This window comes from Jatrophihabitans cynanchi (genome assembly GCF_027247405.1).
Lineage (GTDB): Bacteria > Actinomycetota > Actinomycetes > Mycobacteriales > Jatrophihabitantaceae > Jatrophihabitans_B > Jatrophihabitans_B cynanchi.
Genome location: NZ_CP097463.1, coordinates 2,869,667 through 2,895,301, shown reverse-complemented (window position 1 = coordinate 2,895,301; position 25,635 = coordinate 2,869,667). Strand labels below are relative to the sequence as shown.

Below are 25,635 nucleotides of genomic sequence, written 5' to 3'. Positions count from 1 at the left end.
CGTGGACGCCGCCCCGGGTTCGAAGGTCGAGCGAGCCGGCTCCGGGAACCACCGGTGCCGAGGCGATACAGCCATCGACCGGCGTCACCTGGCCGGCGCCGTCGAACTGCAGGGTGACCTACCCCGCCGCAGCGCCACACACCGCCGCAGGAGCGGCGCACCTCACCCCGCGGTGGCGCACCCCGCCCCGCCGCAGCGCACCCCGCCCCGCCGCAGCGCACTTCACCCCGCCGCAGCGCACCTCACCCCGCGGCGGCGCACCAGGAGTGAGCCCGGACTACAGCAGGCCGGCGGCGCGCATGCCCTTGATCGTCGGCGGGATCACGGCGGTCGGCCGCGCTCCCCCGCTCACGGCGTCGATCGTCTTCAGGCCGTCGCCGGTGTTGAACACGACCGTCTCGCGCGAGGTGTCCAGCTCGCCGGAGGCCGCCAGCTTCTTGAGCACCGCGACCGTCACGCCACCGGCGGTCTCGGCGAACACCCCGGTCGTGCGCGCGAGCAACCGGATGCCCTCGCGGATCTCCTCGTCGCCCACCGCGGCCATCGCCCCGCCGGACCCGCGCACCGCGTCCAGCGCGTACGGCCCGTCGGCCGGGTTGCCGATGTTCAGCGACTTCGCGATCCCGGTCGGCTTCACCGGCACCACCACGTCGGCACCGGAGGCGAACGCGGTCGCGATCGGCGCGCATCCGGCCGACTGCGCGCCGAACACGCTCCACTGCGACGACGGCACCAGGCCGGCCGCCACCAGCTCCTTGAACGCTTTGTTGATCTTCGTCAGCATCGAGCCGGACGCCATCGGCGCGACGTACTGCGCGGGCAGCCGCCAGCCGAGCTGCTCGGCTACCTCGAAGCCGAGCGTCTTCGATCCCTCGGCGTAGTAAGGGCGAACGTTCACGTTGACGAAGCCGGTGGACTCGAACTCGTCGGTCTCGGACAGCTCCGAGCACAGCCGGTTGACGTCGTCGTAGGAGCCCTCGATGCCAACCAGCGTGCCACCGTAGATCGCCGACTGGACGATCTTCGGCGCCTCCAGGTCCGACGGCACGAACACGATCGACGGCATCCCGATCCGCGCCGCATGGGCCGCGACCGAGTTGCCCAGGTTTCCGGTCGACGCACACGCGATACGCGAGAAGCCCAACTCGCGCGCGGCCGTGATCGCCACCGACACGACGCGGTCCTTGAACGAGTGCGTCGGGTTCGCCGAGTCGTCCTTGACCCACACCGGCGCGGTGAAGCCCAGTTCGTCGGCCAGCCGGTCGGCGCGGATCAGCGGCGTCATCCCGGTGCCGGAGTCCACTCGCGTGGCCGGGTTCTGGCCCACCGGCAGCAGCCCGGCGTAGCGCCACAGCGAATGCGGCCCCGCCTCGATGTCCGCGCGGGTCACGCGGGCGAGCGCGTCGGCGTCGTAGCCGATCTCGAGCGGGCCGAAGCACTCGAAGCAGGCGTGCTGGGCACCGAGCGGGAACTGGGCGCCGCAGTTGCGGCACACCAACGCCGAGGCCGGTGATCCGAGCGTGGGACGGTCTGCAACAGCAGTCATGGCGAGGCCCTTCTCCTCATCTTTCCCGGGGAGGTCCCCCAGGCCGGAGTTGGCACCAGCTGCGTGAACGGCCTCGCGTCGCGACGGGCGAGCAGAAGTTCACGCACGGTTGCCGGGGCTTCGTCGGGCCGGTCCCTCTGCCCCTCTGGATGAGCGTGCGTATTCGGTTGTGGTGCCCATCCTCGCACAGCGGCGTACGCGTCTTTACGGCACGTAGTCGTGCACGAGGATCACGACGATGGGGCTGTCGAAGCGGCTGAGCTCACTGAACTGCGGCTCGACCCGCTTGATGGTGGGGTACTGGGCCCGCAGCGCCAGGGCCGCCTCGCGCGCACCGGCCACCGTCGGGTCGTAGTACGCGCAGGTCGAGATGATGTCGTTCTGGTAGTTGGCGTACTGCGTGACGGTCCAGCCGCCGGAGCGGAACCGCGCGGCCGCGCCCTTGGCGAGGTCCTGCACCGTGGTGTTGTTCAGCACGACCAGGGGCAGCCGCACCGGCGTGGACGTCGTGCCACCCGTCGTCGGCGCGGAGGAGCGGGTGGTCGAGGCGGAACCGGTGGCCGGTGGCGTGCTCGCATGCGAGGTAGGCGGCCGCGTGGTGGTCACCACCTTCGTCCCGGCTCTTACCCCCCGGCCGTCGGGGTGCCGCAGCGCGAAGACGGCGACGACGAGAACCGCGACGCCGACGATGGCCAGCACCGCCCCGCCGAGTCGTTCCCGCCTCCGCCGGCGCGCGATCAGGCGGGTGGTACGGCCGGCCCGACCGTTCAGACCTCGATACCGAGTCGTCGGGCCGAACGTTGCCGCTGGCGGGTGGCGCGCAGCCGCCGCAACCGCTTGACCAGCATCGGGTCGGCGGCGAGGGCGGCCGGCGTATCGATCAGTGCGTTGAGGACCTGGTAGTAGCGCGTGGTGGACATGTCGAACAGCTCACGGATCGCCTGCTCCTTCGCGCCGGCGTACTTCCACCACTGCCGTTCGAAGGACAAGATCTCGCGGTCGCGGCGACTCAGACCGTCGGCGGCCGGATTGTCGGCACCGCCGCCGTTCTCGGCCGCGGCGTGGGCGAAATCCATGTCGGCGTGCTCCCTCGACTCGCTGCACCGTGCAAATTGCACCGGTGTGATTCACCGGTCGCCATTCAATCACGGCCGCCGCCACATCGGCGGGTCGGCGCGCTGTGGACAACCGGCGGCTCGTCCACATACTCGCCCACGCGCTGGCAGCCGGGCACACCGGGCTGGATGCTGTCCGACATGTCCTGGTTGCCGGACCCGGCCGAGCTGAACGCCGCGGCGGCCCGCGTGCTCGCCCAGGCCGATGCGTTGCGCGAGACTGCGATCTGCATCGCGCTGGCCGGGGGCACCACGTCGTGGCAGTCGGTCGCGGCGACCCGCTTCCGCGACCGGTTGCACGAGACCGCGCTGGCGCTGCGAACCAGGGCGGCGCAGTTGGACGCGGCCGCCGACCTGATCCGCCGCCACGCGATCCAGGTGGCCGACGGCCTGCCGCCGGGTGTCCGGCCGTGAGCGGCGGGGTCACGGTCAGCGGTGGCGCCGACGGGATCGCCGCGCAGTTCGAGGACGTCCGCCGCACCGCCGTGTTGCTGAACCGCCAGGCCAGCCGGATCGACGACATCCGCGGCGAATGCTTGCCCGCATTGACGGCGCTGCGGTCGCAGGCCCCGATCGTCGACCCGCTCGGCGCGCTGGAGGCGGCGGCGGCTCTCGAGGCGGGCGTCGCCGCACTGGACGCGCTCGCGCACGACCTGCGCACCTTCTGCCACCTGCTCGGCCACGCGATCGCCGAGTACCAGGGCGCGGACAGCGGCATCTGGCACGGCCTGACCGAACTGGCCGGCACCGCCTGGGACGCCACCGTCGCGCTGCCCGGCGCCGTGTTCGCCGGAAGCACCGCGTTCGTCGCCGGCGGCCCGGGCAGCGCCCTGCAGCAGGCCGCGCTGCACGACCCGGCGCTGGCCGACCTCACCGTCGACCTCGCACCCGTCCTGCCCGGCCTGCTGCCCGGGACGTCGCTGTCCGAGACGTTGCTGATGCTGCGCGCGTACTGCGCCGACGGCTCGCCCGTCGTGACGACGACCGGCGAGGACTCCCGCCCCGGCGCCGCACGGCCGCCCCGCGGGCTCGCCGACCTGATGGCCGGGCTGCAGTTGCGCAACGCCGGTGCCGCCGGCGAGATCGACGTCAAGATCCTCACCGGCGCCAACGGGGTGCGGCACGTGCTCGTCGACATCCCGGGCACCAAGGACTGGACGCCGGCGCACCAGACAGCCGACGTCGTCGGCGTGGCCACCAACCTGCGCGCGATCGACGGCCTGCCGACCACCTACGAGGCGGGGGTGCTCGCGGCGATGAGGCAGGCCGGCGTCCGCCCGAGCGATGACGTCATGCTGGTCGGCCACAGCCTCGGCGGCATGGTCGCGCTGGCAGCGGCGCGCGACGCGGTGCGCACCGGCGCGTTCAAGATCACCCACGTGGTGACCGCCGGCTCGCCGGTCGGCGGCTTCGCCGGCGAGGTGCCGAAGGGCGTCGCGGTGCTCGCCCTGGAGAACCGGCACGACCTGATCCCGCACCTGGACGGTCATGGCAACCCGGACCGCGCCAACGTGACGACGGTGCGGTTCGACGGCGCGCGCGACAGCATCGGCGACGCGCACGGCATCGACACGTCCTACCGGTACGGCGCAGCCCGGGCCGACGCGAGCGACGACTTCGCGATCCGCCGCTACCTGCACAGCGCGGCCGGCTTCTTCGGCGCGAGCAGCGTGCGATCCAAGACGTTCCTCATCACGCGCACCTATCGATGACCCTTGCCGCGGCCGAGGGGTTGGACCACGATCACTGCATGTTGGGACTGATGCAGGACATTCCGCTCACCACGACCTGGATCCTCGAACGGGGCGAGCGGTTCTTCGGCACCCGGACCGTCACCACCAGGACGGCCACCGGGCTGGAGCGCCGGACCTTCGCCGAGATCGGCGGCGAGACCCGCCGGCAGGCCGCCGCGATCGACAGCCTCGGCATCAGCCCGGGCGGGCGGGTCGCCACGTTCGCGTGGAACACCGCGCGGCACCTCGGCCTCTACTTCGCGATCCCGGGCACCGGCCGCGTGATCCACACCGGCAACATCCGCTACTTCCCCGAGCAGTTGATCTACACGTTCGAGCACGCCGAGGACGAGGCGGTGTTCGTCGACCGGTCGCTGCTGCCGCTGTTCGCGAAGTACCTGCCCGAACTGCGCACGCTCAAGCACGTGATCGTGATGGACGACGGGGCGCCCGCCGAACTGCCGGACGATCCGCGGGTCGTGCGGTACGAGGACCTGCTCGCCGGCGTCGAGGAGGCCGACCTCGGTGGCCGGGTCACGGACGAGCGGCAGGCGGCCGCGATCTGCTACACCAGCGGGACGACCGGACACCCGAAGGGAGTGCTGTACTCGCACCGCTCCACCTGGCTGCACTCGAACGCCTCGCTGACCAGCGGCGTCTTCGGGATGACCGACGCGGACACGATCCTGCCGGTCGTGCCGATGTTCCACGCCAACGCGTGGGGGCTGCCGTACGCGGCGTTCCTCGGCGGGTCCTCGCTCGTGATGCCGGGTCCGGACCTGAGCCCGGCCGGGCTGCTGGCGCTGATGGAGTCCGAGCGGGTGACCGTCGCGGCGGGCGTGCCGACGATCTGGATGGGCATGGTGCCGCTGTTGGACCAGCACGACCTGTCCAGCCTGCGCACGATCATCTGCGGTGGTTCGGCAGTGCCGCGTTCCCTGTCCGAGGCCTGGCGGGCGAAGGTGGGCCTGCCGATCACCCAGGCGTGGGGGATGACCGAGATGTCGCCGCTCGGCTCGGTGTGCTACCTGCGGGCCGAGTACGCCGACGCGTCCGAGGACGAGCAGGCCGACATCCGCGCGACGGCCGGCATCGCCCCGCCCGGTGTCGACCTGCGCATCGTCGACTCCGCGACCCGCGAGGAGCTGCCCTGGGACGACACGGCCACCGGCGAACTGGAGTGCCGCGGCCCGTGGCTGGCGAGCCAGTACTACCGCACCGACGAGCCGGGCGAGCAGTTCTCGCCGGACGGCTGGCTGCGCACCGGCGACGTGGCCGCGATCTCCCCGCTCGGCTACCTGCGGCTGGTCGACCGGACCAAGGATCTGGTCAAGTCCGGCGGGGAGTGGATCAGCTCGGTCGAGCTGGAGAACCAGATCATGGCGCATCCCAAGGTGGCCGAGGCGGCGGTCATCGCGCTGCCGCACCCGAAGTGGGGCGAGCGCCCGCTGGCCTGTGTGGTGGTCCGCGACGGCGAGCGGCTGGAGCGGGACGAGGTGCTGGACTTTCTGCGCGAACGGCTCAACTCCTGGCAGCTACCGGACGATGTTGTCTTCATCGACGAGGTCCCCAAGACAAGTGTCGGCAAGTTCTCCAAGAAGACGCTGCGGGACCGGTTCGCCGAGCACGTGCTGCCGGTGTGAGGCGTTCCGTCGAGACCGGCGTGTCGTCCCATGAGCCACAGTTGTCACTTCGGTACCATTAATGGTTTGATCTTGTCGCCCCCGGACCACTCGGGGGTGGGCGCGCACGGAAGTACAGCGAGGGGCTGTTGCGCCCGAGACAGGCAGCGAGCACGTACGTCGCCTCGTATCGGGAAAGTTGCACATGAGCGGACCTCGCACCCTGCGCCGTCGTGGCTGGGTCATCCTCCTCGTCACGGTTCTCACCCTGGGCCTGGCCACCGTCGTCAGCCAGGCAGCCACTGCGGCGACGCGGCACTCGCCGTCCGGCCGGACAGTCACGGCCACGCAGATCTCCGCCCACTACTACCGGCTGACCGGCTGGGCGTTCGACTACGACACCCGTTCTGCGCTACTCGTGCGCGCCACGGTCAACGGCCACGCCGCCGGTACGGTGCGCGCGAACGACCGGCGTCCCGCGGTCCCCGCCGCGTACGGCTGGCACGGATCGCAGCACGGCTTCGCCCTGAACGTGCGCCTGCGCTACGGCTACAACCGCGTCTGCCTCACCGCGGTCGACCGCGGCCCGGGCCACAACAACCGCTTCTACTGCCGCACCATCACCCTGAACAACAACCCGACCGGCCGGTTCAGCGCCGTGCAGCAGGTGCCCGGCGGCATCAAGGTGTTCGGCGGCGCGAGCGATCCCAACAGCCGCGGGCCGATCAGCGTCGACGTCACCGCGAACGGCCGCCCCCTTGGCCGGGTGACGGCGAACTACCGCACCTACGCCGGGCACGGCTTCCGCCCGTCGTTCGCGCTGGCCGCCGGCCGCTACTCGATCTGCGTCACCGCGGTGAACGTCCGCTGGGGGCTGAACTCCGGATTGGGCTGCCGCAGCATCACCGTCGACTTCGATCCGGCCGGGGCGATCACCCGGCTGGCGCAGACGCCCGGCGGGTTCTCGGTGTCCGGCTGGGCCGCCGACCCGGACAGCGGCTCGGCGATCAGCACCGGGATCTACCTGGACGCGACGTTGCTGGGCAGGACGACCGCATCCCGGGCGGCAGCCGGCCACGGCAACCACGGCTTCACCGCAACCTACCCGGCTCCGTCGGGCACGCATCGGGTGTGCGTGCGCGGCTACAACGTGCGCTTCGGCGCCGACAGCTGGGTCGCGTGTGCGAACATCGCGCTCGACTACAACCCGCGCACCACCGTCAGCTCGATCAAGCAGACCGCCAACGGGCTGCGCGTGACGGGCGTGGCAACCGATCCGGACGTGGCCGGCGCCAAGCTCACCGTCCAGCTCACCCTCGACGGCGCTCCCGCCGGAACGGTGCTCGCCGGGGGCGGAAGCGGGCACTCGTTCGCCCAGAGCCTGGCCGCGGGGCCGGGACGGCACACCGTGTGCGCCGTCGGCGTCAACGTCAGCTACGGCACCGGCAGCCCCCGTCAGGCGTGCGCGAGCATCACCCTCAACTTCGACCCGCTCGGTGCGTTCGAGCGGCTCTACCGCCGCACGTCCGACACCCCCAACGTGCGCGTGCTCGGCTGGGCGATCGACCAGGGCAGTACGGCGTCGATCTCGGTGCGCGCCACCATCGACGGCAAGCCGTACGCCGACAAGCCCGCCGCGTACACACGTCCCGACGTCGCGTCCGCGCACCCCGGCTGGGGCGAGGCGCACGGCTTCGCCTTCACCATCCCGGCCGACGCCGGCGAGCACACCGTGTGCATCACCGCGCTGAACGTGGGTACCGGCAAGGACACGTCACTGGGCTGTCACCTGATCATCGCCGTGCACCCCAAGGTCACCTCGGTGCCGCAGGCGGTGCTCGCACAGGGCGGCTTCGGCGGCGCCACCGTGACCTGGCAGAAGCCCGCGAACGACGGCGGCGCCCCGCCGACCGGTTACGTCGTCACGTCGGTGCCGGACGGCGTCAGCGTGAATGTCGGCGGCACCACGACGTCGGCGACGGTCATCGGGTTGCGCTCGAAGACCAGCTACACGTTCCGCGTCTCGGCCCGCAACGCCGCCGGCCTGTCGCCGTACGCCACGTCAGCGGCGGTCGTGACCCAGACCGCGCCGCCACCGCAGACCTCGCCGGCCCCGGTCTCGACGAGCCGCTACATCCGCAACATCCGCGGCGCGAGCAGCACCGACCTGGCGGTCATGCGCGCCGAGGGCATCGCCGACGCCACGGCCAACCCGTCCGGACACGGCTACCTGGTGCTGCTCGACATCGGCGGCCAGGACCACTACGACGGCGGCGTGGTGCTCAGCGCGACCACCCGGTTCATCTCCTACGCCGACCTGGTCAGCAACGTGAAGTCGTACATCGCCGGCTACGCGAGCGCGCAGAAGCCCAGTGCGCCGGTGATGATCGCGATCGGCACGAACAACGACATGGACGTCACCGCCGCCGCGGGCGCGGGCTGGGCGGACCGGGTCGTCGACCCGATCGTGGCTTACGCCCGCGGCTTCACCGGCATCACGGTGGCCGGCGCGAACGACATCGAGCCCGGGTTCCGCGGTTCGTACACCAGCACGCGGTCGTGGCTCAACGGCTACCTGAACGCGACCAGCGCGCCGTTCGTGTTCAACGGTTCGGCCGACGGCTGCTCCTGGACCGCCACCAACCGCGGTTGCAACAACGGCTGGACGATGGCCGGGCTGTACAACCTCGCGGCGGGCGCCGCGCCGACCCGCACGATCAACCTGCCGCAGGTGTACAACACCACGATGGCCGCGCAGTGGAAGTACATCTCGCTGACCGGTGTGAACGCGAGCCAGCCGCGGATCAACTTCGGCGGCGCGCTGACCGAGTGGACCGCCTGCGACCAGGCGAACAGCTGCTACTCGATGACCGGCCGCGAGGCGTGGTCCGAGCTGTGGCGCCAGCTGCAGTCGTCCACGCACCTGGCGGTCGGCAGCCTGCCGTACTCGACCGACCTGCGGATCGACAGGTGAGGTGGCGCGGTGCCGCCGCGCCGGGGCTGCTCGTCGGCTGCGCGCTCGCCCTCGTGGCCTGCAGCACCGGCAAGCCCGCGGCGCCGGCCACGTCCGCCGCGGCCCCGCTGAGCACGCCGGTCGCACCACCCACGACGGTTGCGGCGAGCAGCACCTCTACGGCACCGACGACGACGCCGAGCGCGAGCCACTCCACGGCGGCGCCGACCCATGCGGGCCCGCCCGCCGCGCCGGCCGACCTCTGCACCGTGCAGCAACTCACCGTCCGGGTACTGCCGGGCGGCGCGTACCAGAACTACGAGATCGCCGGGGTCACCTACACCAACACCTCGACCACCGAGTGCTCGTTGTCCGGCTTCCCGACGGCGCGACTGCTGCGCGCGGACGGGACGGTGCTGTCCACCTCCAAGCCCGCGCCGGGCACGACCGCGCGACTGGTCCATCTCGCCCCCGGCGCCCAGGCCGAGGCGCAGATCCGCGATCACTCGACGTGCCAGGCGCCGCTGTCGGACAGCGTCGAGGTCACCGCCCCGGCGCCGCTACAGGCCCTGCGCGCACACCGCCCCCAGCTGCAGATGCGCGCCTGCACGGTCACCGTCGACCCCATCGCGCTCAGCTCCTGACCGGGCAGGGGCAAGATAGCTGGCTGTGACCTACTCCGCCGCACCCGACCGCTATGACGCGATGCCCTACCGCCGCTGTGGACGCAGCGGGATCTCGCTACCGCTGATCTCGCTGGGGCTCTGGCACAACTTCGGCGGCGATCGCCCGCTGCAGACCCAGCGCGCCATCGTGCGCCGCGCCTTCGACCTGGGCGTCACGCACTTCGACCTGGCCAACAACTACGGGCCGCCCTACGGGTCCGCCGAGAGCAACTTCGGCCTCATCTTGGCCACCGACTTCAAGCCCTACCGCGACGAGCTGTTCATCTCGACGAAGGCCGGGTACGACATGTGGCCCGGGCCGTACGGCGAGTGGGGCTCGCGCAAGTACCTGCTCGCCTCGCTGGACCAGTCGCTGAAACGGATGGGGCTGGACTACGTCGACGTCTTCTACTCGCACCGGTTCGACCCGAACACCCCGCTCGAGGAGACGATGGGCGCGCTGGACACCGCGGTCCGCTCCGGCCGCGCCCTGTACGCCGGGATCTCCTCGTACTCGCCGGAGCGCACGGCACAGGCGGCCGAGATCCTGCGTGAGCTGGGCACGCCACTGTTCATCCACCAGCCGTCCTACTCGATGCTGAACCGCTGGATCGAAGGTGGCCTGCTGGACGTCCTCGCCGAGGTCGGCGCCGGCGCGATCGCGTTCTCCCCACTCGCACAGGGCATGCTGACCGACAAGTACCTCGACGGCGTGCCGGCCGACTCGCGGATGGCGGAGGGTTCCTCGCTGTCCCGGGATCACCTCACCGAGCAGAACCTCACGCACATCCGCGCGCTGAACGAGCTTGCGCGCGGACGTGGTCAGTCGCTCGCCCAGCTGGCGCTCGCCTGGGCGCTGCGCGACGAGCGGGTGACCTCGCTGGTCATCGGCGCGTCCAGCGTGCGGCAGCTCGAGGACAGCCTCGGCGCGTTGGGCAACCTGGAGTTCAGCACGGACGAGCTCGCCGAGATCGACGCACACGCGGTGGAAGGCGGCATCGACCTGTGGCGTCGCAGCAGCACGTCCTGACTGCGTCCGAAACGGACCGGCGGCACGGCTGGCTGCTCGTCGCCGCGCTGCTGCTGACCGGCCTGTCGATGCGGACCGCGGTCACCAGCGTCGGCGCGGTGCTGGACGACCTGCAGGCCGGGCTGCACATGTCCAGCGGCGTCAGCGGTGTCGTCACCACGCTGCCGGTCATCTGCTTCGCGCTGATCGGGGCGGCCACCCCGAGGCTGGCGCACCGCTACGGCGGCCACCTGCTGCTCGTCGTGTCGCTGGTGGCGATGACGGCCGGGCTGCTCGCGCGTGCGGCGGTCGGCAGCATCTGGGCGTTCGTGCTGTTGAGCGTGCTCGCGCTCAGCGGCGGGGCGATCGCGAACGTCCTGATGCCCACCCTGGTGAAGCGGCACTTCCCGGACCGGATCGGGCGGATGACCGCGGTCTACACGACGGCGCTCGCGGTCGGCACCACCGCCGCCGCCGGCCTCACCGTGCCGTTCGGCTCGATCGGGAACGGCTGGCGCACCGGCCTCGGCTCGTGGGCGCTGTTCAGCGCGGTGGCGGTGCTGCCGTGGCTGCCGACACTCCGGCACGACCGACCCGAACCCGGCGCTGTTCGCGGCCTGTCCGCGAACGCGCTGCTGCGCAGCCCGACGGCGTGGGCGCTGACCGGGTTCTTCGCCTTCCAGTCCTTCCAGGCCTACATCGCGTTCGGCTGGTTCGCCAAGTTCATGCACGCGCACGGCGTCACGTCCGGGACGGCCGGCGCGATGGTCGCCGTGCTGTCGGCACTGACGATCCCCGTCTCGATGGTGGTGCCCTCGATGGCCGCGTCGCGGCATCGAGCGCTGCTCATCGGGCTCACCGCCTGCTACCTGATCGCCTATGTCGGGCTCGCGCTCGCGCCGGTGGGCGGCGCCTGGGTGTGGATGGTGCTCGTCGGCATCGGCAGCGGCCAGTTCCCGCTTGCCCTGACGATGATCGGGTTGCGCTCGCGGACCTCGGACACCACCGCGGCGCTGTCGGCGTTCGTGCAGTCGATCGGCTACGTGGTGGCCGGAACGGGCCCGCTGCTGTTCGGCGTGCTCAACGGCCTCACGCACGCGTGGGCGCTCCCGCTCGCGCTGCTGTTCATCGCGCTGGCGCTCGCCTTCGGCACCGGCTGGCGGGCAGCAGTGCCACGCTTCGTCGACGACGAACTGGCAGCATCGCAGGCGTGAGCGAACCCGATCCGGCGCTGGTGCGCCGCGCCGACTTCCCGGTGCTGCGCTCGCTGCCCACACGCTGGTCCGACGACGACACCTACGGCCACGTGAACAACGTCGTGCACTACTCGCTGTTCGACACTGCCGTGAACGGCTGGCTGATCGAGGCGTCCGGCTGCGACATCCGCGCCCTGCCGGCGATCGGGCTGGTGGTGCAGACGTCCTGCCGCTACCTGGCCGAGCTGCGCTTTCCCGAGGTGGTGACGGCCGGGATCGGGCTCGAGCGGCTGGGCACGTCCAGCGTCATCTACCGGCTGGCGCTGTTCGGCGCGGGCGATGCTCCGGCGGCGGTCGGCCGGTTCGTGCACGTCTACGTCGACCGCGCCGGGCGCCGGCCGGTGCCCGTGCCGCTACAGATCCGCGCCGCGCTGGACCGGCTCAGGGCTTGAGCGGCGGATGGCGCTCGTCCAGCAGGCCGCGCTCGGCCAACTCCCGGTACAGCGGGACGGTGTCCGGCGCGTGGCCCCACGCCTGGTCACCGGAGCCGTCACCGCAGTGACCGAGTAGCTGCCGCTGCACCGGCGTCAACCCGTCCCACCACAGCCGCTGCGGCAGGCCGCCCACGTTGTCGCGGATCTGCACCCACCGGTAGCTGTACCCGATGAACGTGGCCAGCCGGGTGAGCGGCGACCGGTTGTCCGAGCGCGCGTGCCACAGCCGCCGGTCGAACACGATCGCGTCGCCCGGCTCGGCGAGCACCTCGACGGCGCCGGCCGGCCGCGGGAACACCAGGTCGCGGCGGCGCGGTCCGGGCAGCCAGTTCGTGCGGTGGCTGCCCGGGATCACCAGCAGGTTGCCGCGGCCGGGCGCCGAGACGTCCGAGAGCCAGAACCCGACCTTGACCGACAGCCGCGGGCGCGGATCGGTCTCCAGCTCGCGGTTCTGCCGCCCACCGTCCTGGTGCCACTGCCAGTGGAACGGGCGGTGACCGGTGACCGGCGGGTGCACGTCGAAGTGCGAGTGATGCACGTGCACGTTCCACCCGAGCAGCGACCACGCATACCGGAACGTCGCGGGGTGATCGAGCAGGAAGACCAGTTCCGGGCAGCCGGTCACCGCGGACAGCTGGTGCAACGCACGGTCCGCACCGAGGCGGCCGCCGGCCTCGGCGGTGCGGTAGGCGCGCAGGATCGCCTTGCGCGCGTGTGCGAGGTCGTCACGATCCAGCGCGCCACGCACGATCAGGAAGCCGTCGCGCTCGAACCGGGCGCGCTCGTCGGCCGTCATCGGGGTCAGGGTCTGCTCGGCATCCGGCATCAGTGCTGTCATGTCATCGACGGTCCGGCCCGGGTGTTCCGGTGCGGTGATCGTCACGTCCGGCTTGTGTCGCGGTTCGGCACGCGCGTGTGTTGGCCGCGAGCGGGGTTATGGTCGACAGGGTGAGGGGACTGGACCGACATGTACCGGTTGTCCTCATCTGCGCGGCGCTGCTGGGCAGCGCCGGGTGCGCTACGTCGGCCGAGCCGGGCGGCAGCCGCACCGTCACCGTCACCCGACCGGCGCCGGCGACGCCGTCCGGATCGAGTCCGACCCCGGCCGCCACGACCCCGGGTCCGGCGCCGACGCACCGCCAGAGCCGGCTGCCCGGCAACTGCACGTCGTCGCTGCCGGTGGCGTCGGTCGAGAACGCGATCGGACGGGACGTGCCGGGCAACACCTCGTTCGTCGTCGGCGCTGCCGAGGCGGACATCGACCGGCTCGGCTACCTCAATTGCCGGTACGGCCTGCCCGGCGGCCCGGCGGCGCGGACGGCCACGCCGGCGATCGAGATCGGCGTCAGCTTGTACGGCTCGGCGGCCGCCGCGGCGAAGCGGATCCCGGTCACCGTCGACGACTTCGAGAACCACGGCGCGGGCGAGTCGCCCACGACGGTCGGCGCGCTGCCCGCCACCGTGTTGACCGGCGGCGAGGGCGACGGTTATGACGTACCGACCCTGGTGCTCGCGTCGGGACAGCGGACGGTGGCGGTCAGCATCGTGCCCAGGTCAGGGGCCGACGTCACGCACGAACTCGTCGCGGTGGCCGCGCTCGCCCTGAAGCACACCGCGGGCTGACCGGGTGCCTACCCATGTGCCGGGGCGCAGACCGAGGAATCGCTAGTGTGGCCCGGTACCTGCCCGCTGAGCTTCCGCGCCCCCGACTTCCCCACTGCGTACAACATGATCGACATCTTCGCTGCCCTCGCCGCCTGCCCGTAACCGACGACGCGCCGGCCGTCGAAATCAGCGCTGGGCGAGGGCGGCGGTGTCCGCGTCCGTCCAGCCCGGCGGGTGCAAGATCGCCTGCCAGGCGGTGATCGCCTCCGGCCCGTAGTTGTGCCCGTGGCCGGCCGGCACCGCGGTGCTGGCGATCAGGTCGGACGTCACCTGCCAGAACGTCACGATCGGGTACCAGTGCATGGCGCCGATGACGTCCGGGCCGCGCGGCTCGCCGAGCCAGTCCGGCTTGTGCCAGAGCAGGCTGGTCGACCACCAGATGATGGGATCGGACGCGTGCTGCAGGTACACGACGGTCGGCGAGCTGAGCGAACCGTCCGGCTCGCGCAGGTCCTTCGCGCCGGCGGCGAACCGCACCGTCTGCCCGTCGCCGTACACCGGAAGCCGCTCCGCGCTGCCGCGCTTGCGCTGGTCGGTGAGCTCGCGCCAGCTCTGCGTGCTGTTGGGCGTGCCCACGAACAGCGCGCCACTGGTGCGCGCCGCGAGATCGTCCGGCCCGGAGAACGCCGCGGCGGCGCCGTAGGAGCCCAGGCTCTCGCCGAAGACGACCAGGCGTGGCCGATGCTCCGGCAGCAACTGCCGCCAGTAGTCGTAGACCGTGTTGAACAGCAGCCGGCCCGCCTGCCGCGCCTTGCCCGCGTCGACCAGGAACGAGATCCAGCTCGGCAGGAACGAATACTGCAGCGAGGCGATCGCGGTGTTGCCGCCGAACATGTACTCGAGTGGGTCGGCCAGCGCCGGATCGATCCAGCCCGTCCCGGTGCTCGTCGCGACGGCGAGCACCGCACGGTCGAAGGCGCCGGTGCGGCGCAGTTCGGCCAGGACGAGGTGCGCCTCGTCGGCCAGGGTGGCGGCCGAGTCCAGTCCGGCGAAGACCCGGATCGGCACCGCGGCCGGCCGCCCGGTGAACTGCGCGATCTCGGTGGCGGCGGGGCCGCCCGCGACGAACGCCCGCCCCTCCCGTCCGAGCGTTCCCCACGGCACGAGCGAGTCCGGGCCGCCCGAGCGCTCGGGCGAGTCCGGTTGCTCGACGCCCTGGTAGTTGCCGTTGTCCGACACCGAGAACGTCGAGTTGGCCAGCGCGATCAGCCCGTCGTACACGACGCCGTTGGCGATCCCGATCGCGAGGGTTGCCACCACGCACACCGCGACGATGCGGGCCACGAGCGCGGGCAGGAAGCGGTGCAGCCGGCGCGCGAGCCAGCCGGACAGATCGCGCAGCAGCCGGACGAGGCCGACGAGTGCCCCGGCCAGCGCGGCCGCGATCACGAACACGCCGAGATAGAGCGACCGGCTGTCGCTGTGGATGCCGACGGCGTGCCTGATCTCGCGCTGCCAGCCGGAGCTGAGCCACAAGATCCCGGGGACGGTGACGACGGCGAGACCGGTGATCACGAACCAGGCGCGCAGCCGAGCCAGCTCGCTCGGCTGCGGGACGCCGATGCGGCGGGCGATCCAGGCGACGGCCACCCCGACGCCGTACCCCGCGGCCACCGTGAAGCCGGACACCAGGCCCTGCACCGGCCAGGCGCGCGGCAGCAGCGACGGCGTGAGCGAGAGGATGAAGAACCCGAGCGCGACGATGACGCCGACGTGATCGAGGCTGCGCAGATAACGCCGTAGGGCAGGCCGCACGGATCAGGCCAGCTGCCAGGCGAGCAGCCCGAACAGCACGCCCAGCGCGTTCGTCGCCCAGTGCATGCCGACACTTGCGAGCACGCTGCCGCTGCGCCGCCGCAGCTCGCCGGCGACCGCGCCACCCGCGGCGGTGAACAGCACCGTGCCGACGATCACCGCAACGCCGGCGGCCGCGCCGAGCCCGCGGGCGGCGTCCCCGACGCCGGAGTTCGAGGCGGCCAGGTGCAGCGACGGCAGCACGTGCCACAGCCCGAACAGCAGCGAGGAGACCAGCACCACCACCCACATGCGCGCGTGCCGGGCGAGCATCCCCCACAACACCGAGCGGAACGCGACCTCCTCCAGCACGATCGTCCCCACCGGGATGATCACGAACGCGGTCAGCAGTGCACCGGGCACGGGCAGGTGGTAACGGACGTCCAGGAATGCCGTGCGCGTCATGGGCAGCAGCACCCCGGCGAGATAGATCAGCCCGACCGTCAGGATCGCCCCGGCGGCCCACAGCAGGCCGGACCGCGCGCGGTCGCGGGCCAGCCCCAGCTGCGCCCAGCTCAGCCCGGACGCGCGGGCGAAACTCAGCAGCGCGACGGCTCCGACCGGACCCAGCCACAGGCTGCCGTGCGGGATGAGATGGTCGGCGACGTTGAGCAGCGCGAGTGCCATGACCACGACCGCGGTGCCGACGAGCGCGTACCGGCGCCGCGGCAGCGGCGCGGCGGTGCGTACCGGGTCGGCCGCGCTCTGGCTCATCGGTCCATTATGGCCGGGCGCAAGGCGGCCATGCCGTGACAAGACCTTGCCGTGCCTGGTCCCCGGTCGTGCCGGCGAGCTAGCCTTACGGGCACGACGACCCCGGGGGGCCGCTATGCCGATCTTCATGGTCGAGCGACAGTTTGCCGACGAGCTCGATCTCGATGCCGCCGGTGCCGACGGCGTGAACCGCATCAATGCGGACGAGAACGTGCGGTGGCTGTACTCGTTCCTGTCCGCGGACAAGCGCAAGACCTACTGCCTGTACGAGGCGCCCTCACCCGAGGCGATCCGCCGGGCGGCGGTCCGCGCCGGGCTGCCGGCCGACATCGTCGTCGAGGTCACTGACCGGTTGCTGCCCGACGCGAGCCTGTCCCCGATCTGAGCCCGGGGCTCAGACCAGGTCGTGCTCGGTCGCGTACCGGGCGGCCTGGGTGCGGTTGGCCGCCCCGGTCTTCATCAGGATGCTGCGGACGTGGTTGGCGGCCGTGTTCGCGCTGATGAACAGGCGGGCGCCGATCTCGCGGTTGCTCAGCCCACCGGCCAGCAGGCGCAGCACCTCGACCTCGCGATCGGTGAGCCGGTCCGGTCCGGCGGTGACGATCAGTGGCCGCAGCCAGCGCAGCACGCGCACCTGGCCGATCGGCTCGGCGACCTCGCGCGCCCGTTCGGCGAGCCGTGCCGCCCGCGGCGGGTCGTCGCCGCGGCGGTGTACCGCGACAGCGTGCCGGGCGAGCGTCTCGGCGACGTGCACGTCCGAGTTCATCCGCCGGTCCAGCTCCAAGGCGGTGCCGAACAGCAGGTCGGCACCCGCGCGGTCGCCCGAGCATTCGGCCAGGCGGGCCAGATACCGGTCGGCACTGCCGAACACGGCGACGAACTGGCCGGCAACGATGTTCTTGCCGGCGTAGCGGGCGAGGAACGGGGTCAGCGCCCGGACCGCGTCGGCCTCCTCGAGATCGGCGGCGGCGTCGGCCATGAAGGCCAGCTCGATCGGCCACTGCGCGTCATCGACCCGCGAGTGCAGGTCGCGGTTGAGCAGGGCACGCAGTGCGCGGCGCACCCCGTCGGTGGCGCCGAGCTCGGTGTACAGCGCGAGCATCCCGGGCAGCCAACGCCCGGCGAAGGACTCCTGGCCGGTGATCAGCCCACGCACGGCGTCCAGCCCGCCGGTCTCCCGGCGGGCCATGAACATCTGCACGCCGTGCGGCCCCTCGGTCGAATCGACGTCGAACTCGCCGACCTCCAGCGCGGTACCGGCCAACTGCTCGGCGGCAGCGAAGTCGCCGCGCAGATAGGCGAAGCCCTGGCGCATGCAGGCCGCGGTGTAGTGCATGAACGGCTGCCTGCCGGCCAGCGCCGCGGCCTGCTCGTGCCGGGCGTACCGCTGCAGGTCGGCGGGCCGGCCCAGGATGTAGCTGGACACCGCACCGAAGTGCGCCGCCTCGATCAACGCCTCGTAGTCGCCGAGCTCCACCGCCAGTGCGGAGAGCTCGCCCACCCGATCGAACTCCCGGTCGACGACGTCCGGGGTGAGCCCGCGCCACAGGCTGGTCCGCAAGGTGTGCACGATCGCCGACCGGTCGCCGCTGCGGCGGGCCAGCGCGATCGCCCGCTCGCCGACGACCTCGGCGCGCTCCGGCTGGCCGGCGAACGCGAGCGCACGCGCCAGCGAGCCTGTGGCGCACACGTACCGCAGGTCGTCGTGGTCCAGACCGCACTCGGCGATGGCCGCGGACAGCATGTCGGTGGCGCGGGTGTCCGCCAGCCCCGGGCGCCAGCTCGCCGCCTCGAAGCCCATCGCTGCGCGCAGCCGGACCAGCGCGCCGGGCAGCTGCGTCAACCGCTCGTAGAGGTCGCGAGCGCGTGCGAAGTTCCCCGCTCGCACGTGGTTGTCGGCCGCACCGAACAGGGCGTCGGTCACCTCGTCGGGTCCGCACTCGGGCAGCTCGGCCGCCCGCTCGAACCACTGGGCGGCCTCCTCGTACGCCAGGCTGCTCGCGGCGTGCCGGGCCGCCAGCGTGGCGTAGCGCAGCGCCTGCTCGTGGTAGCCGAGTACGTGCGCCTGCAGGTAGTGGTGTGCGAGCCGCGGAAACAGGGCGGGCACGTTCGCCGGCCCGCGATCGAGCGCCTCCGCGGCGCGTGCGTGCAGCAGCCGCAGCCGCGCCGCGGCCAGCCGGTCGAGCACCACCTGCCGGGTGAGTGCGTGCACGAACCCGTACCAGCCCGGCGGCTCGTCCAGCGCCTCGATCAGCCCGACGGCGGTGGCCGCATCGACCGCGTCCATGCTCTGGCCGCGTTCCAGGCCCCCCGCGCGCACCACCGTCGCGAGGTCGAAGGTCTCGCCCAGCACCGCGGCCAGCTCGACGGTCTGGCGAACCGCCGGCCCGAGGCCGGCCAACCGGGCGGCGATGGTGTCCCCGATCGACGCCGGGATGCGCTGGCGGCCGCGCAGCGCGACGAGGCCGCCACGGCGCTCGAGGTCGTCCCACAGCTCGCGCAGGAAGAACGGGTTGCCGCCGGTGCGATCGCGCAGGATCGCCGCGGGTGCCCTGGCTCCGGGCTTCGGGATCCCGCCGTGTTCGCTGACGAACTCGGTGATCGCGTCGGTATCGAGGCCGCCAAGGTCGAGCCGGTGCACGCCGTCGAGGCGGTGCAGTTCGGCCAGCCGCACGCTCAGCTCTTCGGACCGATCGGGGGCGGTCGTGCGGAAGGTGGCCACGAGCAGCGTCCGGGTGTCGACGTTGGTGTCGGCCACGTGTTCGAGCAGCGCGATGGTGTCGAGCGTCGCCCAGTGCAGATCATCGAGTACGACTGCGACCGGCACCGCTTCGGACAGCTTGCGCAGCAGCAGGGCGACGGCGTCGAACAGGTCGCGCCGTTCGTCGCCGGCGGTGTCGTGCACGGTGGCCGGCGGCAGGTGCTGCGCGGCCCGCGCCGAGACGCGACCGAGGTCGAACGGCGCGCCGCTGAGCAGCGGGCAGTGCTGCTCCACCGAGCCGGGCGCGTGGGCTTGCGAACAGCAGGGCGCGTGCGCGAAGAGGTGGTCGAGGATCTCGACGAACGGCTGGTAGGGAGTGCCCGCGTCCTTCGTGACGGCGCCCACCAGGACCGTCACGCCGTGCTCGTGCAGCGCGCCGGCCACCTCTGCCGCGAGCCGCGTCTTGCCCGCGCCGGGCTCGCCGCCGAGCAGCACGACCTGCCCATCGCCCGCCTCGACCCGGGTCCAGATCCGCTCCAGGGACTCCAGCTCATAGCGACGGCCGACCAGCCGCGACCGGCGGGCCGCGACGAAGCGGCGCGGCAGCGGCACCGGGCGCGCCGTCCCCATCTGCAAACCGTACCGCCGCCGGCGGCACCGGCTCGATGGTCAGATCTGACTATCCGCGGTCGCGGCGCGAGTTGGCGCGTTCCGGTCATGACACCGGTGCGCCGCGAGCCCATCGTGGAGCCGAACCGGACGTACTACGACAGGAGCATGCTCATGACCGCGACCATCGACCTGCGCACCACCGGCGGCGTCGTCACGCCGGGCGACCCCGGCTACGACGAGGCCCGCGCCGTCTACAACGCGATGATCGACCGCCGTCCCGCGGCGATCGCCCGCTGCCGCACGGTGACCGACGTGCAGGACGTGCTTGCCGCAGCGCGCCGCACCGGTCTACCGGTGGCGGTACGCGGTGGCGGGCATTCCGGGCCCGGCTTCGGCACGATCGACGACGGCCTGGTCATCGACCTCTCACCCATGTCGGCGATCGAGGTCGACGCCGACGCCCGCACCGCTCGGGTGCAGGGCGGAGCCACCCTGTCGGCGCTCGACGCCGCGACCCACGCGCACGGCCTGGCCACGCCGGCGGGCGTCGTCGGCTCGACCGGTGTCGGCGGCCTCACCCTCGGCGGCGGGCACGGCTACCTGTCCCGCAAGTACGGGCTCACCATCGACAACCTGATCTCCGCGCAGATCGTGCTTGCGGACGGGCGGGTGGTCACCGCGTCCGAGGACGAGAATCCCGAGCTGTTCTGGGCGATCCGCGGTGGCGGCGGCAACTTCGGCGTCGTCACCTCGTTCACGCTGCGGCTGCACCCCGTCGCGACCGTGATCGGCGGCCCGACTGCGTGGCCGGGTGCGGCCACCGGCGACATCCTGAGCTGGTACCGCGACTTCCTGCCCGCCCAGCACGAGGACCTGTACGGCTTCTTCGCGACCATGACGGTGCCGCCGGTGGCGCCGTTCCCCGAGCCGTTCCACCTGCACAAGGCGTGCGCGATCGTGTGGTGCTACACCGGCGATCCGGCCGACGCTGCCGACGCGTTCGCCCCGGTCCGCGCGATGCAGCCGGCCTGGGACGGCACCGGCGAGGTGCCCTACCCGGCGCTGCAGGCGTCGTTCGACGGGCTGTTCCCCAAGGGGCTGCAGTGGTACTGGCGCGGCGACTTCTTCCGGACCATCCCGGACCAGGCCGTCGCCGAGCACGCCCGGTTCGCCGAGGCCGCGCCGACGCCGCTGTCGCAGATGCACCTGTACCCGGTCGACGGCGCCGTGCACCGGGTGGGCGCGGACGCCACCGCGTGGGCCCAGCGCGACGTGACGTTCTCGCAGGTGATCGTCGGCGTGGACCCGGACCCCGCGAACGCCGCTGCCATCAGCAGCTGGGCGAAGGACTACCACGACGCGCTGCACCCGTACTCGGCCGGCAGCGGGTACCTCAACTTCATGATGGACGAGGGGCAAGAGCGCGTGCGCGCCACCTACGGCGCGAACTACGACCGGCTCAGCGCCGCCAAGCAGACCTACGATCCGGGCAACCTGTTCCGCACCAACCAGAACATCCGGCCCGCACAGGCTTGACCGCGTCTCGATGAGTCCCGCTTCCGCCACACCGTGGTGTGGCGGAAGCGGGACTCATGCGGTGCGAGCTGCCACCAGACCACACTGATAGGCGAACACCACGAGCTGCGCCCGATCGCGCGCACCGAGCTTGGTCATCGCCCGGCTGACGTGCGTCTTCGCGGTCATCGGGCTGAGCACCATGCGTTCGGCGATCTCGTCGTTGCTCAGCCCATGGGCCACGAGTGCGACGACCTCGCGCTCGCGGTTCGTGAGCCGGGACAGGTCGGCACCGGCGAGCACATCGGCCGGACGGGCCACGAACTCGCTGATCAACCGCCGGGTGACGGCCGGGGAGAGCAGGGCGTCGCCGCGCATCGTGACCCGCAGCGCCTGCAGCAGGTCTGCCGGCTCGGTGTCCTTCACGACGAACCCGGAAGCCCCGGCCCGCAGGGCATTGAACACGTACTCGTCCAGCCCGTAGTTCGTCAGCATCACCACGTGCACGCCGGCCAGCCGGTCGTCGTTCGCGATCCGTCGGGTCGCCTCGATGCCGTCCATCTCGGGCATCTGCACGTCCATCAGCACGATGTCAGGCAGGTGCGCGGCCGCGAGCGCGACTCCCTCCCGCCCGTCCGCGCCCTCTGCCACCACCTCGATGTCGTCCTCGGCGTCGAGCAGTGCGCGAATGCCGCTGCGGATCAACGGTTGGTCGTCGACCAGCACCACCCGGATCACGACACGCCGTTCAGCGGCAGTTCCGCGAGCACGGTGAATCCACGGGACGCGCCGGGTTCGGCGCGCAGGCTGCCCCCCAGGGCGGTGACCCGCTCGCGCATCCCGACCAGCCCGTAACCGGGGACCGGCTGCCGCCGCGATCCGGCGCCGTCGTCGTCGACGCGGACCGTGAGCGCGCCGGTTCCGTACGTGATCTGCACCGAGGCGCTCGCCCGGCCCGCGTGCCGGGTGACGTTCGTCAGCGCCTCCTGGACGACGCGGTACGCCGCCTTGTCCACCTCCGGCGGCAGCGGACGCCGGTCCCCGCTGACCGTGTAGGTCGTCGGCAGCCCGGACGAACGCGCCCGCTCCACCAGTGCGGGCAGCAGTTCCACACCGTTTCCGTCCGGCTCGTCGTCACGCCGCAGCACGTCGAGCGTCGCCCGCAGTTCGCGCACCGCGTCGCTGCTTGCTTCCTGGATGGCGAGCAGCGCCTCGGCGGGTTCCTCGCCGTTCTTCCTCGCCAGGTGCGCGGCGACGCCGGCCTGCACCTTGATCACCGAGATGCTGTGCGTCAGCGAATCGTGCAACTCGCGGGCGATCCGCAGCCGCTCCTCCACCGCGCGGCGCCGGGCCATCTCGTCGCGGGTGCGCTCGGCCTCCTCGGCGCGCCGCTGTGCCTCGCGCAGGTGCCCGTACCACTGGACGGTCGCCACGACGCCGGTCACCGCCGACACCAGCCAGCCGGTGGCGCGGAACCGTTGCCATCTCGGATCGATCCGCATGGACATCGATCGTAGAACCGCGGGCCGTGCCGCGCGTCCCGCCGCAGGAGTACACCCCGGCTACTCCGGGCGCAGTACCCGATCGGGGTGTCGGCCCGTCCGCTCGGTAGCGGGAAGTGACGCCGCTCGGGCGACGCGCCGGGGTGCCGTTGCGGCGAAGGATCGACGCACCGGCATCCCGGTGCCGGAGAACCGGATCGGCCCGCAAGCCACGAACGAGGAGAGACGATGACAGTGCAATCGAGTGAGCTCGCCGTCGAGGCGCTGCGGCCGGGCGACGCCGGATACGGCGATGCCGCGCGGGTGTTCTTCCGGACCGGCGCGCCGGCGCTCGTCGTGCGGCCCCGTGACCCGGACGAGGTCGCGGCTGCCCTCGCGCACGCCGCCCGCCTGGGCCTGGCCGTATCGGTGCGTTCCGGCGGGCACAGCGTGCTGGCTCACGGCACGAACAGCGGCGGGATGGTGATCGACCTGGCGCGGCTGAACGACGTCGAGGTCCTCGACACCGAACGGCGGTTGGTACGCGTCGGCGGCGGTGCGACCTGGGGACGGGTGAGCTCAGCGCTCGACGCACGCGGCTGGGCGATCACCTCGGGCGACACGGGCGACGTCGGCGTCGGCGGGCTCACCCTCGGCGGCGGCTTCGGCTGGTTGGTGCGCCGGTTCGGCTTGGCGATCGACAACCTGGTGGGCGCGCGAGTGGTGACGTCGGACGGCCGGCTGCTGACTGCGTCGACGGACGAGCACCCGGCGCTGTTCTGGGCGTTACGCGGCGGAGGCGGCAACTTCGGCGTGGTGGTCGACTTCGACTTCGTCGCACAGCCGGTCAGCACCGTGCACTTCGGGTCGGTGACCTACCGGCTCGACGACTCGGCGGCGCTGATCCGTCGTTGGCGCGAGGCGATGCGGGCGGCGCCCGACGAACTGTCCAGCACCCTGGTACTGCCGCCGCGGCTGCCGGAAGTCCCGCAGTCGGCGCGCGTGCTGCTCTGCTACGCCGGCGCGCCCGGCACCGGAGTGCAGGACGCCGACGCGGCGCTCGAGCCGCTCCTCGGTCTTGGTGCCGTGACCGAAGCGAGGATCGGTGAGCGCCGGTACCGCGAGATCCTCGAGGATGCCGAACAGTTGCCCGCCGGCATTCGCTTCGTCACGCGCAACACTCTGGTGCCCGCCCTGGACGACGACCTGATCACGGCACTGGCCCACCTGCACGCGGCCGCTATCCCCGCCGCTATCGCGTTGCGCAGCCTGGGCGGAGCGTTCGGCCGGGTGCCGGCGTCGGCAACGGCGTTCGCGCATCGCAGTGCGGAGGCGATGGTGGTCGCCGCACTGATCCTGCCCGGCACGGTCGGCGACGCCGACGTCGAGCGCGCCCTCGTCCCTTGGCGCGCTGTGGCGGCCCGCGGTACCGGCGTGTACGTCAACTTCCAGGGCTCGGCGACCGCGGCGGACGTGGCCGCCGCCTACCCACCGACGACGTTGGCGAGGCTGGCCGCGATCAAACGCGGCTATGACCCGGACAACCGCTTCGCGCTGAACCACAATGTGAAGCCGGCCGAGGATCTGCCGTGACACTCGAGGCGTTGCCGGGCCCCGGCGACTTCCGGAGGCTGGCGAGGGCGTACCACCCGGCGGCGATCGTGCCCTCGCAGCGGGCGGCAGCGCTGAAACCGAGCGTTCCGCCGGAGAAGGACGACCCAAGCCCTGCCAGCACGATCGTGCTGACGATCGTGGGATCAAGGCCGACGTCGCCGCGCCGCTCACCGCGTGGCAGGCCGAGTCGCGGGTCAGAGCCGCCTGTCGGGTTCGAACCGACGACCTATCGCTTACAAGGCGATTGCTCTGGCCAACTGAGCTAAGGCGGCAGCGGCGTCGAGATTACCGGACCCTGGTCGGTCCGCGGCCCCGTCGAGCGGGCACACTTACCTACGCCGCCGTAACCGCACCGGGAGTCGCCTGTGAGCCGTCTGCACAAGCCGAAGGCCGGCTTCTGGATCCGGCTCTGCGTGGTCCTGATCTATCCGCTCGCCGGCCTGCTGTACCGGATCCGCTGGCGCGGCCTGGATCGCGTCCCCGCCGCAGGAGGGGTGATCCTCGCCCTCAACCACATCTCGCACATCGACACGCTGCTGATGGCGCGCATGATCTGGCAGAGCGGCCGCGTGCCCCGCTTCATGATCAAGGCGAGTCTGTTCCACAAGCCGGTCACCGGGCCGATCTTCCGTGGCAGCAAGCAGATCCCCGTCTACCGCGGTACCGGCGACGCCGCCCGGTCGCTGCGCGAGGCCGTCACCGCATTGGAGCGTGGCGAGGCGGTCGTGATCTATCCCGAGGGCACGATCACCCGCGACCCGGCGAAGTGGCCGATGCTGGGCAAGACCGGGATCGCCCGACTGGCGCTGCTGTGCCCGGACGTCCCGGTGATCCCGATCGGCCAGTGGGGGGCCCAGCAGCGCCCGTTCAGCCCGCTGCGCCTGATCAGGCGGCCGACGTCGTCGGTGTCCGTGGGCAAGCCCGTCGAGCTGGGCCGGTTCCGCAGCGCCGAACCGAGCGCCGACACGCTGCGTGAGATGACCGACACGATCATGGCGGCCATTCGCGACGAAGTGGCCGAACTACGGGGGGAAGCGGCCCCGCGCGAGTTCTTCAGACCGACCCGCAACTACGTGGATCGACCCGGCGCGCTGCCGCAGAGTTGACCTGAGGGCGTGCGAACGTGTTCCATGTCACTGCCCGACCGCTACGCCGGTCGGCGGATGCTGCCTTCGACATCGGTGGGGCAGAACGACATCGGCCGGC

21 protein-coding genes, 1 tRNA gene, 1 pseudogene and 1 riboswitch are annotated in these 25,635 nt (G+C 72.0%); of the genes and pseudogenes, 13 read left to right on the top strand and 10 right to left on the bottom strand.

All coding sequences use genetic code 11. From position 1 onward, the window contains the following. Nucleotides 1-277: 277 nt before the first annotated feature. The 3 genes from thrC to M6B22_RS14130 form a co-directional block, all read right to left on the bottom strand. Nucleotides 278-1,546 (bottom strand): threonine synthase, encoded by a 1,269-nt coding sequence (gene thrC / locus M6B22_RS14140; protein ID WP_269442203.1) that lies wholly within the window; start codon nt 1,544-1,546, stop codon nt 278-280. A gap of 13 nt (nt 1,547-1,559) precedes the next feature. Further along, a riboswitch (SAM riboswitch) is annotated at nt 1,560-1,702 on the bottom strand. Nucleotides 1,703-1,750: 48 nt separating this feature from the next. Further along, the gene (locus tag M6B22_RS14135) at nt 1,751-2,245 is read right to left on the bottom strand and encodes a LytR C-terminal domain-containing protein (protein ID WP_269442202.1); all 495 of its coding nucleotides are present in this window, start codon (nt 2,243-2,245) and stop codon (nt 1,751-1,753) included. Nucleotides 2,246-2,313: 68 nt separating this feature from the next. Beyond that, complete coding sequence (locus M6B22_RS14130; RefSeq protein WP_269442201.1) at nt 2,314-2,622, bottom strand: DUF3263 domain-containing protein; 309 nt, start codon at nt 2,620-2,622, stop codon at nt 2,314-2,316. A gap of 180 nt (nt 2,623-2,802) precedes the next feature. On the opposite strand from M6B22_RS14130, the gene M6B22_RS14125 reads away from it, so the two are divergent. The 8 genes from M6B22_RS14125 (at nt 2,803) to M6B22_RS14090 (ending at nt 12,291) form a co-directional block, all read left to right on the top strand. Further along, nucleotides 2,803-3,075, top strand: coding sequence for a hypothetical protein (locus M6B22_RS14125; protein ID WP_269442200.1), 273 nt, complete (start codon nt 2,803-2,805; stop codon nt 3,073-3,075). Then, nucleotides 3,072-4,373 carry a lipase family protein gene (locus M6B22_RS14120; RefSeq protein WP_269442199.1) on the top strand — a complete coding sequence of 434 codons (1,302 nt, stop codon included), beginning with the start codon at nt 3,072-3,074 and terminating at the stop codon, nt 4,371-4,373. Before M6B22_RS14125 ends, M6B22_RS14120 begins: the two co-directional genes overlap by 4 nt. A 38-nt stretch (nt 4,374-4,411) precedes the next feature. Next, complete coding sequence (locus M6B22_RS14115) at nt 4,412-6,037, top strand: long-chain fatty acid--CoA ligase (protein WP_269442198.1); 1,626 nt, start codon at nt 4,412-4,414, stop codon at nt 6,035-6,037. A gap of 184 nt (nt 6,038-6,221) precedes the next feature. Beyond that, nucleotides 6,222-8,990, top strand: coding sequence for a fibronectin type III domain-containing protein (locus tag M6B22_RS14110; protein ID WP_269442197.1), 2,769 nt, complete (start codon nt 6,222-6,224; stop codon nt 8,988-8,990). Continuing rightward, on the top strand, nt 8,987-9,613 hold the full coding sequence (locus tag M6B22_RS14105) for a DUF4232 domain-containing protein (RefSeq protein ID WP_269442196.1): 627 nt from the start codon (nt 8,987-8,989) through the stop codon (nt 9,611-9,613). Before M6B22_RS14110 ends, M6B22_RS14105 begins: the two co-directional genes overlap by 4 nt. A gap of 25 nt (nt 9,614-9,638) precedes the next feature. Then, nucleotides 9,639-10,664: an L-glyceraldehyde 3-phosphate reductase gene (gene mgrA / locus M6B22_RS14100; RefSeq protein WP_269442195.1), complete on the top strand. Its 1,026-nt coding sequence runs from the start codon at nt 9,639-9,641 to the stop codon at nt 10,662-10,664. After that, a complete protein-coding gene (locus M6B22_RS14095; RefSeq protein ID WP_269442194.1) occupies nt 10,640-11,857 on the top strand; it encodes a CynX/NimT family MFS transporter in 1,218 nt (405 codons plus the stop codon). The genes mgrA and M6B22_RS14095 overlap by 25 nt, the downstream gene beginning before the upstream one ends. Further along, nucleotides 11,854-12,291, top strand: a complete 438-nt coding sequence (locus M6B22_RS14090) for an acyl-CoA thioesterase (RefSeq protein ID WP_269442193.1) — start codon at nt 11,854-11,856, stop codon at nt 12,289-12,291. The genes M6B22_RS14095 and M6B22_RS14090 overlap by 4 nt, the downstream gene beginning before the upstream one ends. Here M6B22_RS14090 and M6B22_RS14085 read toward each other — a convergent pair. Beyond that, nucleotides 12,281-13,171 (bottom strand): phytanoyl-CoA dioxygenase family protein, encoded by an 891-nt coding sequence (locus M6B22_RS14085; RefSeq protein WP_269442192.1) that lies wholly within the window; start codon nt 13,169-13,171, stop codon nt 12,281-12,283. The two genes, M6B22_RS14090 and M6B22_RS14085, sit on opposite strands and share 11 nt — an antisense overlap. Nucleotides 13,172-13,281: 110 nt before the next feature. On the opposite strand from M6B22_RS14085, the gene M6B22_RS14080 reads away from it, so the two are divergent. Further along, nucleotides 13,282-13,956 (top strand): hypothetical protein, encoded by a 675-nt coding sequence (locus M6B22_RS14080; RefSeq protein WP_269442191.1) that lies wholly within the window; start codon nt 13,282-13,284, stop codon nt 13,954-13,956. A gap of 168 nt (nt 13,957-14,124) precedes the next feature. On the opposite strand, the gene M6B22_RS14075 is transcribed toward M6B22_RS14080, so the two are convergent. Continuing rightward, nucleotides 14,125-15,753 (bottom strand): alpha/beta hydrolase, encoded by a 1,629-nt coding sequence (locus tag M6B22_RS14075; protein WP_269442190.1) that lies wholly within the window; start codon nt 15,751-15,753, stop codon nt 14,125-14,127. A 3-nt stretch (nt 15,754-15,756) separates the two neighbouring features. Then, complete coding sequence (locus M6B22_RS14070; RefSeq protein ID WP_269442189.1) at nt 15,757-16,506, bottom strand: CPBP family intramembrane glutamic endopeptidase; 750 nt, start codon at nt 16,504-16,506, stop codon at nt 15,757-15,759. Nucleotides 16,507-16,621: 115 nt separating this feature from the next. Between M6B22_RS14070 and M6B22_RS14065 the strand changes: the two genes are divergently transcribed. Further along, nucleotides 16,622-16,891, top strand: a complete 270-nt coding sequence (locus tag M6B22_RS14065; protein ID WP_407935528.1) for a DUF4242 domain-containing protein — start codon at nt 16,622-16,624, stop codon at nt 16,889-16,891. 9 nt (nt 16,892-16,900) lie between these two features. Here M6B22_RS14065 and M6B22_RS14060 read toward each other — a convergent pair whose 3' ends face one another. Next, nucleotides 16,901-19,837, bottom strand: coding sequence for an ATP-binding protein (locus M6B22_RS14060; RefSeq protein ID WP_269442187.1), 2,937 nt, complete (start codon nt 19,835-19,837; stop codon nt 16,901-16,903). Between the two features lie 153 nt (nt 19,838-19,990). Between M6B22_RS14060 and M6B22_RS14055 the strand changes: the two genes are divergently transcribed. Further along, a complete protein-coding gene (locus M6B22_RS14055; protein WP_269442186.1) occupies nt 19,991-21,355 on the top strand; it encodes an FAD-binding oxidoreductase in 1,365 nt (454 codons plus the stop codon). A 54-nt stretch (nt 21,356-21,409) separates the two neighbouring features. Here M6B22_RS14055 and M6B22_RS14050 read toward each other — a convergent pair whose 3' ends face one another. Together M6B22_RS14050 and M6B22_RS14045 are read right to left on the bottom strand one after the other, a co-directional pair. Then, nucleotides 21,410-22,072 (bottom strand): response regulator, encoded by a 663-nt coding sequence (locus M6B22_RS14050; protein ID WP_269442185.1) that lies wholly within the window; start codon nt 22,070-22,072, stop codon nt 21,410-21,412. Continuing rightward, a pseudogene (locus tag M6B22_RS14045) lies at nt 22,069-22,797 on the bottom strand (sensor histidine kinase); the annotation flags it as partial. The pseudogene M6B22_RS14045 and the gene M6B22_RS14050, both read right to left, overlap by 4 nt. A gap of 267 nt (nt 22,798-23,064) precedes the next feature. Here M6B22_RS14045 and M6B22_RS14040 point away from each other — a divergent pair. Further along, on the top strand, nt 23,065-24,408 hold the full coding sequence (locus tag M6B22_RS14040; RefSeq protein ID WP_269442183.1) for an FAD-binding oxidoreductase: 1,344 nt from the start codon (nt 23,065-23,067) through the stop codon (nt 24,406-24,408). Between the two features lie 219 nt (nt 24,409-24,627). Here M6B22_RS14040 and M6B22_RS14035 read toward each other — a convergent pair. Beyond that, a tRNA-Thr gene (locus M6B22_RS14035) sits at nt 24,628-24,701 on the bottom strand. A gap of 93 nt (nt 24,702-24,794) precedes the next feature. Between M6B22_RS14035 and M6B22_RS14030 the strand changes: the two genes are divergently transcribed. Further along, nucleotides 24,795-25,535, top strand: coding sequence for a lysophospholipid acyltransferase family protein (locus M6B22_RS14030; RefSeq protein WP_269442182.1), 741 nt, complete (start codon nt 24,795-24,797; stop codon nt 25,533-25,535). Nucleotides 25,536-25,635: the final 100 nt, after the last annotated feature.

Bases quoted from the DNA above. Each gene is read 5' to 3' on its own strand.
- thrC (WP_269442203.1), bottom strand. From the start codon at position 1,546: ATGACTGCTGTTGCAGACCGTCCCACGCTCGGATCACCGGCCTCGGCG.
- M6B22_RS14130 (WP_269442201.1), bottom strand. From the start codon at position 2,622: ATGGATTTCGCCCACGCCGCGGCCGAGAACGGCGGCGGTGCCGACAAT.
- M6B22_RS14125 (WP_269442200.1), top strand. From the start codon at position 2,803: ATGTCCTGGTTGCCGGACCCGGCCGAGCTGAACGCCGCGGCGGCCCGC.
- M6B22_RS14115 (WP_269442198.1), top strand. From the start codon at position 4,412: ATGTTGGGACTGATGCAGGACATTCCGCTCACCACGACCTGGATCCTC.
- M6B22_RS14110 (WP_269442197.1), top strand. From the start codon at position 6,222: ATGAGCGGACCTCGCACCCTGCGCCGTCGTGGCTGGGTCATCCTCCTC.
- M6B22_RS14085 (WP_269442192.1), bottom strand. From the start codon at position 13,171: ATGACAGCACTGATGCCGGATGCCGAGCAGACCCTGACCCCGATGACG.
- M6B22_RS14070 (WP_269442189.1), bottom strand. From the start codon at position 16,506: ATGAGCCAGAGCGCGGCCGACCCGGTACGCACCGCCGCGCCGCTGCCG.
- M6B22_RS14065 (WP_407935528.1), top strand. From the start codon at position 16,622: ATGCCGATCTTCATGGTCGAGCGACAGTTTGCCGACGAGCTCGATCTC.
- M6B22_RS14060 (WP_269442187.1), bottom strand. From the start codon at position 19,837: ATGGGGACGGCGCGCCCGGTGCCGCTGCCGCGCCGCTTCGTCGCGGCC.
- M6B22_RS14055 (WP_269442186.1), top strand. From the start codon at position 19,991: ATGACCGCGACCATCGACCTGCGCACCACCGGCGGCGTCGTCACGCCG.
- M6B22_RS14040 (WP_269442183.1), top strand. From the start codon at position 23,065: ATGACAGTGCAATCGAGTGAGCTCGCCGTCGAGGCGCTGCGGCCGGGC.